The organism is Commensalibacter sp. Nvir (assembly GCF_963921845.1).
Taxonomy (GTDB): Bacteria; Pseudomonadota; Alphaproteobacteria; order Acetobacterales; family Acetobacteraceae; genus Commensalibacter.
Genome location: NZ_CAWUGZ010000034.1, coordinates 1 through 16,280, shown reverse-complemented (window position 1 = coordinate 16,280; position 16,280 = coordinate 1). Strand labels below are relative to the sequence as shown.

Annotated in this window: 16 protein-coding genes and 2 tRNA genes; 5 read left to right on the top strand and 13 right to left on the bottom strand. The window is 37.0% G+C overall.

Annotated elements, in window-relative coordinates; all coding sequences use genetic code 11:
* Window positions 1–59: 59 nt before the first annotated feature.
* Window positions 60–1,091 carry an adenosine kinase gene (locus tag AABE15_RS02575; protein ID WP_338329718.1) on the bottom strand — a complete coding sequence of 344 codons (1,032 nt, stop codon included), beginning with the start codon at window positions 1,089–1,091 and terminating at the stop codon, window positions 60–62.
* 246 nt (window positions 1,092–1,337) lie between these two features.
* On the opposite strand from AABE15_RS02575, the gene AABE15_RS02570 reads away from it, so the two are divergent.
* On the top strand, window positions 1,338–1,871 hold the full coding sequence (locus AABE15_RS02570) for a polymer-forming cytoskeletal protein (protein WP_338329717.1): 534 nt from the start codon (window positions 1,338–1,340) through the stop codon (window positions 1,869–1,871).
* A 60-nt stretch (window positions 1,872–1,931) separates the two neighbouring features.
* Here the strand turns inward: AABE15_RS02570 and AABE15_RS02565 are convergent, their stop codons facing one another.
* The 3 genes from AABE15_RS02565 to AABE15_RS02555 all read right to left on the bottom strand — a co-directional run bounded on the left by AABE15_RS02565 (window position 1,932) and on the right by AABE15_RS02555 (window position 4,817).
* Complete coding sequence (locus AABE15_RS02565) at window positions 1,932–2,453, bottom strand: GcrA family cell cycle regulator (RefSeq protein ID WP_338329741.1); 522 nt, start codon at window positions 2,451–2,453, stop codon at window positions 1,932–1,934.
* A 71-nt stretch (window positions 2,454–2,524) separates the two neighbouring features.
* The gene (rnd, locus tag AABE15_RS02560; protein WP_338329716.1) at window positions 2,525–3,700 is read right to left on the bottom strand and encodes a ribonuclease D; all 1,176 of its coding nucleotides are present in this window, start codon (window positions 3,698–3,700) and stop codon (window positions 2,525–2,527) included.
* Window positions 3,701–3,989: 289 nt separating this feature from the next.
* On the bottom strand, window positions 3,990–4,817 hold the full coding sequence (locus tag AABE15_RS02555; RefSeq protein ID WP_338329715.1) for a glycosyltransferase: 828 nt from the start codon (window positions 4,815–4,817) through the stop codon (window positions 3,990–3,992).
* A 103-nt stretch (window positions 4,818–4,920) separates the two neighbouring features.
* Here AABE15_RS02555 and queF point away from each other — a divergent pair, with 103 nt between their 5' ends.
* Window positions 4,921–5,388 (top strand): preQ(1) synthase, encoded by a 468-nt coding sequence (queF, locus tag AABE15_RS02550; protein ID WP_338329714.1) that lies wholly within the window; start codon window positions 4,921–4,923, stop codon window positions 5,386–5,388.
* Between the two features lie 37 nt (window positions 5,389–5,425).
* Here the strand turns inward: queF and atpC are convergent, their stop codons facing one another.
* The 6 genes from atpC to AABE15_RS02520 form a co-directional block, all read right to left on the bottom strand.
* On the bottom strand, window positions 5,426–5,833 hold the full coding sequence (gene atpC, locus AABE15_RS02545) for an ATP synthase F1 subunit epsilon (protein WP_338329713.1): 408 nt from the start codon (window positions 5,831–5,833) through the stop codon (window positions 5,426–5,428).
* 21 nt (window positions 5,834–5,854) lie between these two features.
* Entirely contained in the window at window positions 5,855–7,357 is a 1,503-nt protein-coding gene (gene atpD, locus AABE15_RS02540; RefSeq protein ID WP_408870243.1) for a F0F1 ATP synthase subunit beta, read from the bottom strand.
* A gap of 35 nt (window positions 7,358–7,392) precedes the next feature.
* The gene (locus AABE15_RS02535; RefSeq protein WP_338329712.1) at window positions 7,393–8,313 is read right to left on the bottom strand and encodes a F0F1 ATP synthase subunit gamma; all 921 of its coding nucleotides are present in this window, start codon (window positions 8,311–8,313) and stop codon (window positions 7,393–7,395) included.
* 13 nt (window positions 8,314–8,326) lie between these two features.
* Window positions 8,327–9,865 carry a F0F1 ATP synthase subunit alpha gene (gene atpA, locus AABE15_RS02530; RefSeq protein ID WP_338329711.1) on the bottom strand — a complete coding sequence of 513 codons (1,539 nt, stop codon included), beginning with the start codon at window positions 9,863–9,865 and terminating at the stop codon, window positions 8,327–8,329.
* On the bottom strand, window positions 9,865–10,455 hold the full coding sequence (gene atpH / locus AABE15_RS02525; RefSeq protein ID WP_338329710.1) for an ATP synthase F1 subunit delta: 591 nt from the start codon (window positions 10,453–10,455) through the stop codon (window positions 9,865–9,867). Before atpH ends, atpA begins: the two co-directional genes overlap by 1 nt.
* A 638-nt stretch (window positions 10,456–11,093) precedes the next feature.
* A tRNA-Gly gene (locus AABE15_RS02520) sits at window positions 11,094–11,167 on the bottom strand.
* 209 nt (window positions 11,168–11,376) lie between these two features.
* Here AABE15_RS02520 and AABE15_RS02515 point away from each other — a divergent pair.
* The 3 genes from AABE15_RS02515 to nusG all read left to right on the top strand — a co-directional run bounded on the left by AABE15_RS02515 (window position 11,377) and on the right by nusG (window position 12,297).
* Window positions 11,377–11,453: transfer RNA gene (locus AABE15_RS02515), tRNA-Trp, on the top strand.
* A gap of 112 nt (window positions 11,454–11,565) precedes the next feature.
* On the top strand, window positions 11,566–11,760 hold the full coding sequence (gene secE, locus AABE15_RS02510; protein WP_338329709.1) for a preprotein translocase subunit SecE: 195 nt from the start codon (window positions 11,566–11,568) through the stop codon (window positions 11,758–11,760).
* Window positions 11,761–11,766: 6 nt separating this feature from the next.
* The gene (gene nusG / locus AABE15_RS02505) at window positions 11,767–12,297 is read left to right on the top strand and encodes a transcription termination/antitermination protein NusG (RefSeq protein ID WP_338329708.1); all 531 of its coding nucleotides are present in this window, start codon (window positions 11,767–11,769) and stop codon (window positions 12,295–12,297) included.
* Window positions 12,298–12,350: 53 nt separating this feature from the next.
* On the opposite strand, the gene AABE15_RS02500 is transcribed toward nusG, so the two are convergent.
* Genes AABE15_RS02500 through AABE15_RS02490 form a run of 3 tightly spaced genes read right to left on the bottom strand, consistent with a single transcriptional unit; the run spans window position 12,351 to window position 16,082 of the window.
* Window positions 12,351–12,980 (bottom strand): ABC-type transport auxiliary lipoprotein family protein, encoded by a 630-nt coding sequence (locus AABE15_RS02500; protein ID WP_338329707.1) that lies wholly within the window; start codon window positions 12,978–12,980, stop codon window positions 12,351–12,353.
* On the bottom strand, window positions 12,977–14,659 hold the full coding sequence (locus AABE15_RS02495) for an MlaD family protein (RefSeq protein WP_338329706.1): 1,683 nt from the start codon (window positions 14,657–14,659) through the stop codon (window positions 12,977–12,979). Before AABE15_RS02495 ends, AABE15_RS02500 begins: the two co-directional genes overlap by 4 nt.
* A 46-nt stretch (window positions 14,660–14,705) precedes the next feature.
* Window positions 14,706–16,082 (bottom strand): paraquat-inducible protein A, encoded by a 1,377-nt coding sequence (locus AABE15_RS02490; protein ID WP_338329705.1) that lies wholly within the window; start codon window positions 16,080–16,082, stop codon window positions 14,706–14,708.
* Window positions 16,083–16,280: the final 198 nt, after the last annotated feature.

Sequence of the window (16,280 nt, the reverse complement as noted above, 5' to 3'; positions counted from 1 at the left end):
TTCAGCAGATAAAAATATTAAAGCGACATTTTTAATTGAAATGTTACCTAATATCTCAATTAAAAATTCATAACTGCTTTTAATTCTGACAAAGGTCTTGCGCCAAAATGTGAAATAACTTCTGAAGCAACAATACTCCCTAAACGCCCACATTCGGCAAAAGTTTGATTAGTAGCCCATCCTGAAAGAAAACCAGCAACATAGGCATCTCCTGCACCTGTTGTATCTATAACAACGGTGGGTATACAATCCACTTCTATTCGCTCTGAAGCTGAAATAATAATACTTCCTCTATTTCCACACGTTACCACTACCACTGAAACCTCTTGGCTTGCTTGCCTCAATGCTTCTTCTAAATTTTCCGTTTCATACAATGCACATATTTCAACTTCGTTCGCGAACACCATATCGACATGTGTAGAAACAAAAGCTTTAAAATGTTCTAAATGGCGTTTTACACATAAAGGATCAGATAAGCTAAAAGCAACCATTTTTTTCGCTTTGTGCACAATATTAGCAGCCTGGTAAAACGCTTCTCTCGCCAAATCACCATCAAATAAATATCCCTCTAGAAGAGTGATTTTTGCAGCACTTATTATGTTTTCGTTTTCGGCTACATCTTCGGGTTTAAATTGCGTACAAGCTCCTAAATAGGTGTTCATAGTACGTTGTCCGTCAGGCGTAACAAAAATAATGGAACGTGCTGTATATAAATCAGGATACCGTTCAACTTTCAATGATTTAGAGGGGAAATAAACCCCTCCTTGACGTATATCTTCAGCAAAATGTTTACCCAAACTATCATTTGCAACTTTTCCCAAATAAGCAGTTTTAAGGCCCATTGAAGCTGCGACAAAACAACTATTGGCTACTGAACCACCACTCATTTCTTTTTCTGGTGTAATCAATCTTTCCAATTCTTGCGCACGATTAGAATCAATTAAGGTCATTGTACCCAGCGCCATATTCTGACTTTTAATAAAATCACAATCTACTTGAGCCAAAATATCGACAATAGCGTTTCCAATGCCTACAATATCAAATTCGACTGCTGCCTTTTCCTTTTGGTTAATAGTTTTAAAGCTTTTCATCTATAATTCCTTATGTTCCATCGCTTTGACCATAAATTAAACACCACCACTACTTGTTCTCTACTAAATTCAAATCTTTTGCTTGCAATGCAGTTGTCGATTTATATAAATCATAATAAACTGAACCGCAGTGAAAATTTGCTATTTTTCGCGCAAATTTCTACTTTTCATAGCTTTAGGAAAAATGTTTTGTTTTCCGTAATAACTAAACCCTATCTCAAGTCTATAATATAAGGTTAAACTTCAATGGCTAATAATCTCCCTTCAATATTGGAAAAAAAGTTAACTAATCGTAATACTCCCCTTTCTCAATCTGACAAAAAATATAACGTAGGCAATTTGGGTGTATCTTTTAGCGAAAAACAACATAAACGAATGCTCCTTGTTGGACAAGGCATACACATTAAAGGAACATTAGATGACATTGAAATACTTGTTGTAGAAGGCAATGTTGAAACTGAAATCTTAAAAACAAAACAGGTTATCATTCAAAGATCAGGGATTTTTCACGGCGAGATTGAAACCCAAGATATTGAAATAACTGGCGTTGTAGAAGGGAGCATCGTTGCTCAAGGTAATCTTACGGTTACTGAGACAGGAAAATTACTCGGCAAAGCGAAATGCAGACGATTAAAAGTCGAAGATGGTGGGCAAATTACAGGCCAGATCGAGATGATTACCACGGAAAAACTTAAACCTATAAATACAACGAATGTTTCTACTCTTTCACAAGATAAAATTAAAAATAGTGATTCTTTTTTAGATAAAAATTTGGCATAAATAAGGTAAAAGTTACACTTAATCCTATGCTTTATTCAAATAACTCTTACCTTACACAAATCAAGCAGCGTTATTTTTTCTATCTCTCAGCTTAACATAAGCAATTTGTATGTGCTCTAAACAATAAGGCTTACCCGGTATCGCTGGGGCTCCACAAAAATGAAAACCCTTTGTTCCAGGATCACCAATAGGCCAACAGCACTCCGTGTATGGACGTTTTTTTGGTGTTTCCTCTATAGCTACGAACTCAATCTTAGGTTTTTTAATTTTATCGGTTAGCCTATTTTTAAGATCATTTTTTTTTTCAGATCTTGCCTGTTTAATGTATTGGTCTTGTCCTGTTTTGCTAGGTTTAATTTCCTTTTCACTTGGTTTTGAATTTTGCTTTAGATCTGCTTCTTCTTTACTATTTTTTACTCGCGGCTTACGAATCGGCGAAGGTCTTCCTTCTAAACCCAAGCGATGTACTTTCCCGACCACTGCATTTTTCGTAACATTTAAATGACGCCCTATTTCAGCTGTAGATAAACCTTGCAACCACAGCTCACGTAGCCGGGCAACAGCTTTTTCATTCCACTCCATGATTTCCATTCCCTTTCCCTAAAGTTAACCCCCGTAGCTTCAAATTAAGTTTATACAAAATATAAACCTAATTAACATCTTATTAATTCAACTTTCTGCCCTTTAACTCCAAGAATCAAATGGCCTTCACATAAATCAAGCGCATCCTTCCCAAAAACATCGCGACGCCATCCTTCTAACATGACCAAATCACGAGAACCCAAGGCTAATTTTTCTATGTCTTTCGTACTTGCAACCAATTTTGGTGCTACTTTAAATTCCTCACATTTGGCTTGCAAAAGAACTTTTAATAAAGCAGTCAAGGCTTCAGGAGGCTTTTCAACAGAAGATTTTTCCAATGACGGCAAAGGTAGATCGCGTAAAGGTTTCACTTTAGTTTCTTTTATAATTTTTAATAACGATTGTCCTTCTTTACTTTCAATTAAGTTAGAGCTAACCCCTCTTATTCGACTGAGGGCCTTTTCTTGATCGGGCAAAGATGCTGCAATAGTAATTACGCTTTCATCTCTTAAAATATGTTGACGTGGTTTATTATACTGCTGGGCAACATTCTCTCTCCACTCTAACACAGCATACAAACATCCGAGTACTCTTCTATTATGCGTTCGAGGACATAAACGTTTCCACATTTTTTCAATTGATGGCGTGTATAAAAAAGGATCCATCAATATTTTCATTTCTGAATCAACCCAACTTAATCTATTCGTGCCTTGTAATTGCTTTAACAAAATTTGATAGACCTCACGAAGGTAGGTCACATCGGAGGACGCGTAATTTTGTTGTTCTACCGTTAGAGGTCTTATAGACCAATCGCTATATCGATGTGATTTATCAATTTTTACTTTTAAAAGGGATTCAACCAAAGTGTCATATCCAATTTGATTTCCAAACCCCGCAACCATTGATGCAATTTGCGTATCAAAAACAGGGGCTGGCAAAACCCCAAATAAATTCATAAAAATTTCTAAATCCTGAGCAGCCCCATGCAACACTTTCATAACGTTTTGTGACGTTAAAAGAGGCAAAAGCAAGGTCAAATCCAATTCATCCGCTAAGGTATCAATAAGATATGTCGCATTAGATCCTGCAATTTGCAAAAGACACAATTGCGGCCAATAGGTACGTTCACGAACAAATTCAGTGTCTAAAGTAATAAATTTTTCTTGTAAAAGAGCATTTACCGATAATTGAAGTGACGCATTGTCATTTATTAGTAAAGGTAAAGAAAATTGATGCAAACGGTTCATACACCTATAAATTCAATAATTTAAGCTAGATAAACGTAAAACTTTGTTCTTAAGATAATCAGAAAAAATTTTGAAGATGCTACCATATACTAACTTTATAGATAATTCTGCTATTTTACAGAAGTTAATGCATACGATCCCATAGTTTATCTATTTACAAGTTGCAACTAAACGAATCAACAATTAAATTAAATACAAGCCATTCTCAACACAAGATTTTGTAGATTAAGTTACTCAAAACATTAACACTTTTATGAAATATATTTTATTCTAAGCTAATGGTTTCGCTTCACGTTGCATACAACCAATCAGGCAATTGAAACATACGCCAATTCCCCTCAGCAGTCTTTTTATATTCTAGCTCTGCATGTTCGTATGCTCTTTTGGCTAAAGAATGAGATGCCAATTTTAGATCATCAAGACTCGAGCTTTTTTGCTCATTTTTGATAATTTTTTTGGTCAGTTTTTCCATTAGTGCAATGGATAAAGCTTGGGGACCTGTGCATTCCCATACACTAGTATAATTTCGTTTAATGGTTAAATTTTTTTGAATTACTTTTAACGTTGCTAGCATAAGCTCATGATAAGGTTTACAAACAATGAAACCATTATTTATACAGCATGGCGTTCCAATTGAATAAAACAAATAACAATCAAAATCTTGAAAATTAAAAATTTTTTCTAGAGGATTATAACAATTTATATCAATATCAACGTAGATTCCTCCCTTCTCGTACAAATAGCAAATCCGAAAAAAATCGGACAGCATGGTAGGATGAATACAACGTTTCTCATAAAGATTGGATAAATCCGTTCCATAATATTGTTTAATAAATTCTTTTCCTTTTTCAAAATCATATAAACTAACCTGATAGTCCTTATTATATGTTTTTATTTTTTTTATAGAATGACAAACATCATGAGGTACAAGTGTATTATGCCAAAACAATACAATGTGTTTAGGGATTGATGCTCTCATAACCACAGTTGAATCAGGTTGCATCTGTTCGTCGACCAGTGGTAAATATCGAGAATTTAAATATTCTTCTAATGTATGTAAAGGATAGGATAATTGCTTTACGCGACACGCCTTAACAATCTCTTCGTCAGTAAACATATTTTTAACTTAATAATTCCAGCGACATACTTTTTACAATGGCTCATTTTATTATAATATTATACTTTCCCCTACAGCTCTATTACAAAAAGTGATGATAAATATGAAAATAAAAGACGAATTAAACACGCAACTTACCCAGTTAGGGCATATAAGTTCTTTACCTAACTCTCCGCAAGAAGCCAAATTAGAACGAGTGCCTGCACCCTTTGAAGATTATCAGTATACAGTTCGATTCACAGCACCGGAATTTACATCCCTTTGCCCCATCACAAGTCAACCGGATTTCGCACATTTAATTATTGATTACATACCGAATAAATGGATCGTTGAAAGCAAGTCGTTAAAACTTTTTTTAGGGAGTTTTCGCAATCACGGCGCCTTTCATGAAGCATGTACCGTTGAGATTGGAACAACGCTAGTAAAACTCCTTCATCCTCATTGGCTGAGAATAGGTGGGTATTGGTTCCCTCGAGGAGGAATGCCTATTGACGTTTTTTGGCAAACGAACACTCCCCCTAAAAAAGTATGGATACCACCACAAGAAGTTCCTCCCTATCGCGGCAGATAAAATAAAAATGTTTTATTAGATTATAAAACTCTTTAATTTAAGAAGTGGCTAGCTCTTTCATTACCCTAGCCCCTTGTATTTGATCAATAAGATTACGTTGAGCTTCAGCATCTTTTCCAGAAGCAATCTCATCATATTGAGCCTGAAGACGAACCAAACGGTCGTTTGCTTGTTCTGCATCAATTTCATCAAGTTTTATAACTTTATTAACTAAAACAGTACATTGAGATTCTTTCATCTCTGCAAATCCATTTTCAATGAAAAGGCTTTGTATTACCGTATCTTTTTCATAAAGAGATATAATCCCGCCACGAAGCAGAAGGATTATTGGAGCCCGTCCCTCCATTGCAGCAATGTCACCTTCGAGACCAGGGATAACAGCCATATCGACTTTTTGTGACAGTACTACTTCTTTAGGACTGATAATTTCAATCTGTATCGACATCGCTGTCTTCCTATAAAAACTTTAATTTGCTTCTTGTCTCATTTTTTCGGCCTTAGCGACAGCCTCGTCAATAGTTCCTACCATATAAAAAGCCGATTCAGGTAAATCATCGTGCTTACCATCAACGATCTCTTTAAAAGAACGAACAGTATCTTTAACAGGAACCAATTTGCCAGACATACCCGTAAACACTTCAGCTACATGGAAAGGTTGAGAAAGAAAACGCTGTATACGTCGTGCACGAGCAACAACTTTTTTATCGTCTTCAGAAAGCTCATCCATACCTAAAATAGCAATAATGTCTTGCAAGGATTTATAATTTTGTAAAATACTCTGTACACTTCTGGCGACTTGATAATGTTCTTCTCCGACAATTCGTGGATCTAAAGAACGTGACGTCGAATCAAGAGGATCTACAGCTGGATAAATTCCTAACTCAGCAATAGACCGATTTAACACGGTCGTCGCATCCAAGTGGGCAAATGTCGTTGCTGGTGCAGGATCCGTTAAATCATCCGCTGGCACGTAAATGGCCTGAACAGAGGTAATTGATCCTTTTTTCGTTGAAGTAATACGCTCTTGCAACGCACCCATTTCTGTCGCCAACGTTGGTTGGTAACCGACCGCTGAAGGGATACGCCCCAAAAGAGCAGAAACTTCAGATCCAGCTTGCGTAAAACGAAATATATTATCGACAAAAAATAAAACGTCTTGACCTGCTTCGTCTCGAAAATATTCCGCTACGGTTAAACCAGACAATGCAACGCGAGCGCGAGCTCCAGGTGGTTCATTCATTTGTCCATAAACGAGGGCAACCTTAGAGCCTTCTGTATTGTTTCCATCAACTTTAATAACCCCCGCACCAATCATCTCATGATACAGATCGTTACCTTCTCTTGTACGTTCGCCTACACCTGCAAATACGGATACGCCACCATGACCCATTGCAATATTATTGATCAACTCTTGAATAAGCACAGTTTTACCGACGCCGGCACCACCAAATAAACCAATTTTACCCCCTCGCAAATAGGGACATAGTAAATCAACAACCTTAATTCCTGTTTCAAGAATCTCTGTTGCTACGCCTTGTTCTTCAAATGAAGGCGCGGCTCTATGAATGGGAAGGTATTTTTTTGCGTTTACAGGGCCTTTTTCATCAACCGGCTGACCAATAACATTTAATATGCGACCTAAGGTCTCGTTTCCTACAGGCATTTTAATCTGAGTACCCGTATCGACGACTTCCATACCACGAATCATACCATCTGTGGTATCCATAGCCACACAACGCACTTGGTTGTCACCGATTTCTTGCGCAACTTCCAAGACCAACGTACGATCCCCAATTTTGCAAGTTAGCGCATTAAGAATATAAGGGAGTTCACCAGTAAACTGGACGTCGACCACAGCCCCCTTTACTTCGGTAACAAATCCTACAGAATTGCTTTTTGATGCAACATGATTCGCCGCAGTTGAATCACTGGATGTTGCATTTTGAGTTTCCATTGCGGTCTCCGACATAATAAGGTCAGCTCCTAGCAAAATAATTATAATGATTAAGCAGCATTTGCACCCGATATAACTTCCGTAAGTTCATTGGTGATATTCGCTTGGCGCGTGCGATTGTAATAAAGACTTAATTTATCTATAGCTTTTGCAGCATTTCTTGTGGCACTGTCCATAGCTGCCATACGTGCACCTTGTTCACCTGCATTGGTTTCCAACATGGCTGCAAAAAGTTGCACTCTTAAGTTTTGTGGTAAAAGACGACGCATTACCTCTTCACCATCAGGTTCGAATGAATATTGCGCTTCTGACGGAGGGGGTTTATTGACCGCTAATTTTTCATCCAAAGTTTCAACCTTGTTTTCCTCAACCTCAAGTTGTAACGGAATAAGTTTTAACTCTGTTGGAACTTGAAGCATGACATTTTTAAACCGGTTATAAATAACCGTACACTCATCAAATCCTTGATCCCGCAGCAATGCTTCAATATAGAGGGCGATCTGCTCCGCAGTTTCAAAGGTCACATTTCCTAATCTATGGTCGCTCCCTTTAGGGCCCGTAACCAATTCTGGAAATTCACCTCGAAAATAAACGTAGGATTTAAACCCAATCGGACAGATTTTGACTTTTTTTCCTTGTTGCAACAAACGTTCAACCAAAACACGGGTCGCACGGTTTATATTACCATTAAACCCCCCTGCTAAGCCTCTGTCGCTACTCACAGGAATGATTAAATGGGTGTCTTGTTTTCCGTTACCAACCAACAATTCAGGTAAACCAGGACGTTCGCCTAGCGACTTTTTTAGATTTACCAAAATTTTAAGCATTGCCTGAGCATAAGGTTGCGCTTGACGCGAACGCCTCTCGGCTCGATGCATCTTTGCAGCGGCAACCATTTTCATCGCACTAGTAATTTTTTTGGTCGATTTGACACTGTTAATGCGTGCTCGTAATTCTTTTAAAGAGGCCATTACTTAATTCTCCTTAAGCTTGCTTAAACTTAAGAACAAATTCTTTCAAGAAAGAGGCCAACTTTTCATCACATTCTTGGGTTATCTGTCCAGCATCACGTATGCTATCAAGTATATCCGCTTTAGTCGAACGCATAACCTCTACAAATTGACGTTCGAAATTTCCTATTTTATCCAAAGGAATGTCATCCGTATAACCACGTGTGCCAGCATATAAAATGATAACTTCTTCTTCCATCGTATAAGGAGAATTTTGCGGTTGTTTCAACAATTCCGTTAGACGAGCGCCCCGTTCTAACAATTTTTTTGTTGAAGCATCCAGATCGGAAGCAAACTGAGCAAAGGCCTCCATCTCGCGATACTGAGCCAGTTCTAACTTAATACTACCAGCAACTTGCTTCATAGCTTTACTTTGAGCTGCAGAACCAACGCGAGAAACAGACGTTCCTACATTAACAGCAGGTCTTATACCGCGATAAAAAAGCTCCGTTTCTAAAAAGACTTGTCCATCCGTAATAGAAATAACATTCGTTGGAATATAAGCGGAAACATCCCCTGCTTGTGTTTCGATAACAGGTAAAGCCGTTAGAGAACCGCCACCATGCTCATCAGACATTTTAGCAGAACGTTCAAGCAACCGCGAGTGAAGATAAAACACATCACCAGGATAAGCTTCTCGTCCAGGTGGACGTCGTAATAAAAGCGACATTTGCCTATAAGCTACAGCCTGCTTAGACAGATCGTCATAACTAATTAGGGCGTGCATTCCATTGTCGCGGAAATATTCGCCCATAGCCGTCGCAGCATAAGGAGCAATATATTGCATAGGGGCTGCGTCAGAAGCCGTTGCAGCCACGACAATACAATAATCCATAACCCCTTGTTCTTCGAGCGTACGCACCACTTGTGCAACCGTTGAACGTTTTTGTCCAATAGCAACGTAGATACAATAGAGCGATTTTTTAGGATCATTAAGCGCATTTATTTTCTTTTGAGCAATCATGGAATCAATCAATATCGTTGATTTACCCGTCTGACGATCTCCAATAATAAGCTCTCTTTGACCACGCCCAATAGGAACCAACGCATCAATAGCTTTAATGCCTGTTAGCATTGATTCACAAACAGACTGCCGAGGCATGATCCCAGGCGCCTTCACATCAGCCAAGCGACGCTCAACGTCTTTTAAAGGACCTTTACCATCAATAGGATTACCCAAACCATCAACCACTCGGCCCAGCAACCCTTTTCCGACGGGTACATCAACCACACGATTTGTACGTGTTACCTCATCACCCTCACGAACTTGACTGTCGTTACCAAAGATAACCACACCGACATGATCACTGGATAAGTTTAAGGCCATGCCTGTGACGCTACCATTTGCGAAGGAAACAAGTTCCCCTGCCATAACGTTTTGCAGGCCATAAACCAATGCAATACCATCACCAACAGACAAAACAATTCCTGTTTCCTCAACGTTAGATTCTTGATCAAAGGACGCAATTTGCTTTTTAAGGATTTCCGAAATCTCTGCGGGACGGATTTCCATCACGCGGCTCCCTTCATAACATTATGTAGGCGATTCAAACGCGATTTGAGGCTAGCATCGTAAAACTTAGCCCCGATACGTATGACAAAGCCGCCTAGTAACTTTTTATCAATACGCTCTTGTAAATTAACTTTATTATATCCTGCTTCAGCTAAACGATCTTTCAAACGGGCTTTTTGAATATCCGTTAACGGATAAACTGTTGAGATTTCAGCAGTGACAATACCTCTACGCATATTGACTAAAGATATAAAAGACTGAAAAATAACCTTTAAACTAGAAAGACGGCGATTGCGAGCAACAACTCCAACAAAATTTTGAAATAATTGGCTGAACCCTGCTTCTCTCAAGCTGTTAACAAAAAATTCACAACTTTTTAATGTATCTAATGAAGGATTAATCAACAATTTTTGTAACCGATCATCTTCTTGAACCAATTCTAAAAAATTCTTAGCTTCAGCCATGGTCTCATTTAAAATTCGATTTTCTTCTGCTAATTCGTAAAGCGCTATTGCGTATCGACCTTTTAAATCACTTGTTGTAAATGCTGAAGACGCTGCGCTTGCAGCCATTGTTGCACCGGTAACCACTGAAATTACTCTTTCATATTGTAAAGATTAGGTTCAAAAGCTATTGTTTTGCTTTCATTCACCTTTTCAACAATCAAAACCATCGAATAACGATTCATTAAAGAAAATACTTCATACCAAATCAAATTCAAAACCCAAATTAAAAAATACTTCTTTGTTTCTTCATTATTAAATGTCGCGCAATAATTCTTTTACAACATACAAAAATGACAAGAACATATAGTATTGCTAAGAATTAAACAATTTTGCATAAAAAATTTTTGAGTTTACAAAACTTTAAACTTACAGGTTAATTCATATACCATATATTGCTAAATATTCTATAATTTATTTAAACTTTTATACCTTTATCCGCTATCGAACAACAATTTAGATCCTTAAACCTAAATACAGAAACTAGCAAAAATTAAATTGTTTTCCTTTTTGAGTTTTCAAAAAAACTTAGGACCAACTTTTTTATTGATTCAATCAACTGTTAAAGCAGGATATAAGGCAAATGTTTTCGAAATCAATCTTTGCTATTCGATAAAAATTCCTAAAACTAACTTTTAAATAGGTGATACAAAAAACTTTGAAACAAAACAAACAATTTCCCTATATTAGAAAACAGAGAATTATAAGCTTGACGGAATATAATATGGAGCGGGCGAAGGGAATCGAACCCTCCTCGGTAGCTTGGAAGGCTACTGCATTACCACTATGCTACGCCCGCTCAGAAAAGTTTCTTGTCAAATCTTTTAGCAACTTCCGCTTTAAAATCAAGCTTTATTTTGAAATATCTGTTTTTCGTTGAAAAATTGTAGAAAAAGTTTTTTTTACTTGACTTTTAATCCATTACAATGTTTTTTTCTCTAACTAATTTTAAATAATTAAACTTAATGATTATAGTTGATTCGTATCTAGAATTAGTTAAAAAAATACAGGGGTGTAGCTCAATTGGCTAGAGTGCCGGTCTCCAAAACCGGAGGTTGCGGGTTCGAGACCCTCCACCCCTGCCAATATTTGTTTCAACTATTTTACTTTCGTGATAGTGTAACTTTCACATTTGTTGTTAACCGCCCGATATATTATTTAAATATATTTGGCTATTTAATATAAGAAAGGTATTTCGTGTCGGTAAGTCCCACGAAATTTCTTCGCGATGTTCGTAGCGAAGCTAAGAAAGTAACATGGCCAACCCGCCGTGCTACCCTAGTCACAACGGCAGCTGTTCTTGCAATGGCTGCTGGAGCATCTATCTTTTTCTTTGTTGTTGATCAGGCAATAGGTTTCGGCGTACGAATGTTGTTCGGCTTGGGAGGTTAAAATTAAATGGTCAAAAGATGGTATGTCATACATGTCTATTCTGGATTTGAAAAAAAAATTGTTCAACAAATAAAGGAACAAGCCGAACAAAAAGGGCTTAGTGACCAAATTGAAGAAATATTAGTCCCCTTAGAAGAAGTGATCGAAGTCAAAAAAGGTCAGAAAATTCATACGGAACGTAAATTCTTCCCTGGTTATGTTCTTGTAAAAATGGAAATGACGGACGAGGCATGGCACCTTATTAAGAATACGCCAAAAGTGACTGGATTTCTTGGTAATAGAATGCGCCCTTCACCTATTTCCAATGCTGAGGCAGAGCAAATAATGAAGCAAAGCCAAGAAGGCATAGAGAGCCCCCGTCCATCCGTTAATTTTGAAATTGGAGAACAAATCAGAGTCTCTGATGGACCTTTCACCTCATTTAATGGTGTTGTCGAAGAGATAGATCTTGAAAAAGGACGTTTAAAGGTAAGTGTCTCAATTTTTGGACGTTCCACCCCTGTTGATCTTGAATACAATCAAGTTGAGAAAATTTGATTTTCTCCTTCAGTGGAAAATAAATATATTCACTGATTAATCCAGTTCAAGTCTTAAAATGATCCAATATTGACCAGTCCTTGTGCTGCTATGTCGGAAACTTTAGCTAAGAGTTGACTTAAAGTAATCACAAGCGCCTGACTAGAATGCGTATAAGGTTTTAATTCCAAATTTATATATTTAGAAATTGCCGTTTGTTGTTGGTCACGACGATACATAACCAGATTAGCTTCTAAAACAGCATTTCCTGATCTATTTTGGTTAAATTTAAAAATATCCATTTCGACGTAAGCTTGCGGTAATGTTGAAGTGGCTTGATTTTGCAAAAAAATTCTAGAATTTGGCAAACGCTGCACGAGATTAAGCATCACCGTGCGTCCTATCATATCAACCAAATTCTCTCCCCACGCGGATGAAACATACATGCTCATTTGACCTGCATACACTTCTTTTACAATTCGATCTTTATCAAGGAATCCAGCCAATGAAGAGTTTCTGACTTCAACAATACGAGGAGAAGAAAGATAGATTTTTCCTGGATAAGGCACCAACGTATAGTAATCAGGAGAAGCGTTTCCGCATGCTGCTAACGTCGATAAAACACAAAACCCCAAGGGTAAAGCCATTCCTCCTTTTAAAACGTAACGCCTAGATCGGTTTATACAGTTATTAACGCGGCTCACTGTTTTCTTCCTAAAATTAAAGCAGAGGGATGCTGTGTTATAAAATCACTCAAAAATCGCAAAGAACGCGACGTCTGATTTAATTCAACCATCAATTGCTGCAAATTTCTATGGAAATCGGTATCCCCTCCATAGCTCACTAAGAGGGCATTAGCATTTTTTAACGTATTTTGAATTTGATCATTAATTTCAGGCAGTTGTTCAAGGAAAGGTGTTGATCCTTTATTAAGCTTTTTGCTTAATTCACTTAAATTTTGCATCGAAATTCGTATTGATTTTATTGTATTTTTAACGTCAGGGCTCTTCATCTTTTGATCGGTATGCATCAACAATTGATCCAAATGATTTCCAATCTCTTCCAACGGCATCGCTGCTATTTTAGAGGTTACTGCTGACATTGAGTTTACAATACCATCCATCCCACCGGTCTGAGAGGGTATGACCAACATACCATCTTCTTTAGAAGGTGTAATAATTGTATCAGTCTTTACAAAATTAAGAGAAATTAAAGACGTACCTAAAAGAAAATTATCGTTATCTATAGAAGCTTTTAACCCGTTCGCAATCAATGCTTTTGTAGTGTCCCATAAGAAGCTAGCATCATAATTTTCGTGCAAAGAAAATACTCGCTCAGGTTGTATATCCATAATAATTTTTACTCTGGTTTTGTTGGCTTTGCGATTAACCTGTAAGGAAATATCTTGTACTGTACCTACTTGAAGACCAAAAAGGGTAATACGGCTTCCTTTAGATAAGCCTTTTACCGAAGAAGTTACATACGTTACCAATTTCACATTATCGCGAAAACGGGCACTTTCCGCGGCCTCTTTATCCGTGTAAAGTTTGAATTCTGTATTGACCGGCACAAAATTTGAATCATGGTTTAAATTTTGAGAATGATCCAAAACACCAAATGCAATCCCACCGGAAACGAGAGCCTGAATTGATTGCATCTCTATATTTAATCCCGAAGCACCAAAACCAATCTTGAGCCCTGAAACGTTCCAAAATGAACTGTTGCTATGCAAATAGCTATCGTAAGGCTTTTTTAAGAAAATATTCAATCGTATGGGCCCTATACCATTTGCAGGCATTTTATAATCAAGCACTTCACCCGCAACCGTATCACGATAAAAAATTGGAGTACCTTGTCCCAAAGAACCTAATTTATCTGTTGCTAAAACAAAAGTAGTTCCAGGCTGATCAGAACGTACTCCTGGGGGAGATTCTAAACCGACGAAATGTTCTTCTCGTTTTCCATTTTTGTAATCTCCTGGATCAAAAGCAATGTATGCGCCGCTAATTAAGGTTTCTAAACCAGAAATATTTGTGCCGCTGAAACGAGGACGCACAACCCAAAACCGTGCATTTTCAGTAATCATCGGAGCTGCTTTGCGCGTCATTTCGATCCACACCGTGACGTTATGCATATCTTTACTCAAAGAAACCCCTTTAACCGTCCCTAATACAACCGATTTATTTTTAATTTGAGTTTGACCGCTTATAATACCATCGGCAGTTTCAAAAGTTACGGAAATTGTTGGTCCTGCATTATAAAAGGATTTCCAGCCTAAATATACTGCAAAAATAGCCACGACTATAGGTATAATCCAAACAAGCGAGAATTTCACTTTATATGATTCTGCTTGAGGTTCCTCATAGTAATCATTTTCTGGCATAACGTAACGTTCTTTATATATTACAGCGATAACTAGTTGCTATTTACTAGACATTTTTTGATTTTTTGAAAACCATCCCATTTAAACCAGCATAATCCCACATCAACCTAGGATCAAAAACATCAGCAGCAAAAATCGTTAAAACAACAACAGCAGCAAACATTACAATACCCAAATCAGCTTTCACCGTTGCTAAAGAAGAAAATTTGATTAGTGCAATCAAAATAGAAATCATAAAAACATCTATCATTGACCAACGTCCAACCCAGCAAATAATTTGAAATAGTCTGGAACGTTCGAGTAGAAAACGTTTTGATTTGAACAAAGAAGCCCCTATCATGACACTTAATCCAGAGATCTTCAAGACGGGAACAAGAATGCTTGCAAAAAAAACTAATAAAGCTAAGGGTATCATTTGATTGTCCCACAGTTCGAGAACCCCTCCGAATATCCTGTGATTACTCTCTTTTCCCATCATCGTCGTATGCATTATAGGGTATAAATTTGCAGGTATATAAAAAATAAGTGCGGCTATAAGTAAAGACATTGACCGACTTAAACTATTGGGCTTACGCCTATGCAATTTTTTTCCACATCGAGGACATCTTTTTAGTAACGCTATCGCTTGGGAAGTATCTGCTAAAATAACTAATTGGCAACACTCACAAGAAACAAAAGCATTATTATTTTTAACTTCCAACCATTTTTTTCCTTGAGAATTAATATCTAGCTCGGAGTAAAATTTTTTATTACTTAAGGAACAACGTGACCAAAATTCTGCAAAATCTACACAGCCATCCGTTACAGCCATCGTAATCATTAATAAAACGATTGCGTATAACGATATTTGTAACTCAACATGAGCCATATCAATCAATTTTGTATAGGCAACAAATACACCTAATATATAAACCTCTATCATAGACCAAGGTCGCAAAGTTTGATAACTCATTAACAGTTTAGGGAAAAAACTCGGCAACTTCTTTTTTCGAGAAAAATACAAAATTAACACCATCAATCCTATAACAAGCATAGGAAAAAAAGTGACCACTAAACCGACAAGAATACCTACTGCATTCCATCCTTGGTTTATAAATTCAACAGTCCCTTTAAACACACCAAGTTGATTTGTACGTCCATATAAATCAATTGATAGTAAAGGAAAAGAAATCATTACAATATATAAAATAACGGAACTTATTGTAAAAGCGAAAGGGAATGACCATTTTTTAGAAAGGGGATGGCGTAATAACTCTTTATGGCAACGACAACAAGACATCTTTTCACCCTGCTGAATAATTGGTCTTATTTGTAATAATCCACAGGACGGACATTCTATAAGTCTTCGAGCTATGAAATAAGTAAAAAACTTTTTTTTATTCTCTAATAAAATAGTTTTCTCTCCCATTTTCTGGCTGTTCATTCCCTTTATTTATTAACTTATCAACCACGGTGAAACGATTAACCTTTTTCGCTTCTTTAACAACTTTAACCTTTTTTATAAAATTATCTTTAGTCAAAAACAACTCTACTTTTTATTTAAATTTTACAAATTAGTAAGAACATTCAAATGTATTTTTACATATTTGCTTTGAATTAATATTCAGTAAAACCATTTGTT

Coding starts and splice junctions, on each gene's coding strand:
- AABE15_RS02575 (WP_338329718.1), bottom strand. CDS start 1,091: ATGAAAAGCTTTAAAACTATTAACCAAAAGGAAAAGGCAGCAGTCGAA.
- AABE15_RS02570 (WP_338329717.1), top strand. CDS start 1,338: ATGGCTAATAATCTCCCTTCAATATTGGAAAAAAAGTTAACTAATCGT.
- AABE15_RS02565 (WP_338329741.1), bottom strand. CDS start 2,453: ATGGAGTGGAATGAAAAAGCTGTTGCCCGGCTACGTGAGCTGTGGTTG.
- rnd (WP_338329716.1), bottom strand. CDS start 3,700: ATGAACCGTTTGCATCAATTTTCTTTACCTTTACTAATAAATGACAAT.
- AABE15_RS02555 (WP_338329715.1), bottom strand. CDS start 4,817: ATGTTTACTGACGAAGAGATTGTTAAGGCGTGTCGCGTAAAGCAATTA.
- queF (WP_338329714.1), top strand. CDS start 4,921: ATGAAAATAAAAGACGAATTAAACACGCAACTTACCCAGTTAGGGCAT.
- atpC (WP_338329713.1), bottom strand. CDS start 5,833: ATGTCGATACAGATTGAAATTATCAGTCCTAAAGAAGTAGTACTGTCA.
- atpD (WP_408870243.1), bottom strand. CDS start 7,357: ATGTCGGAGACCGCAATGGAAACTCAAAATGCAACATCCAGTGATTCA.
- AABE15_RS02535 (WP_338329712.1), bottom strand. CDS start 8,313: ATGGCCTCTTTAAAAGAATTACGAGCACGCATTAACAGTGTCAAATCG.
- atpA (WP_338329711.1), bottom strand. CDS start 9,865: ATGGAAATCCGTCCCGCAGAGATTTCGGAAATCCTTAAAAAGCAAATT.
- nusG (WP_338329708.1), top strand. CDS start 11,767: ATGGTCAAAAGATGGTATGTCATACATGTCTATTCTGGATTTGAAAAA.
- AABE15_RS02495 (WP_338329706.1), bottom strand. CDS start 14,659: ATGCCAGAAAATGATTACTATGAGGAACCTCAAGCAGAATCATATAAA.
- AABE15_RS02490 (WP_338329705.1), bottom strand. CDS start 16,082: ATGAACAGCCAGAAAATGGGAGAGAAAACTATTTTATTAGAGAATAAA.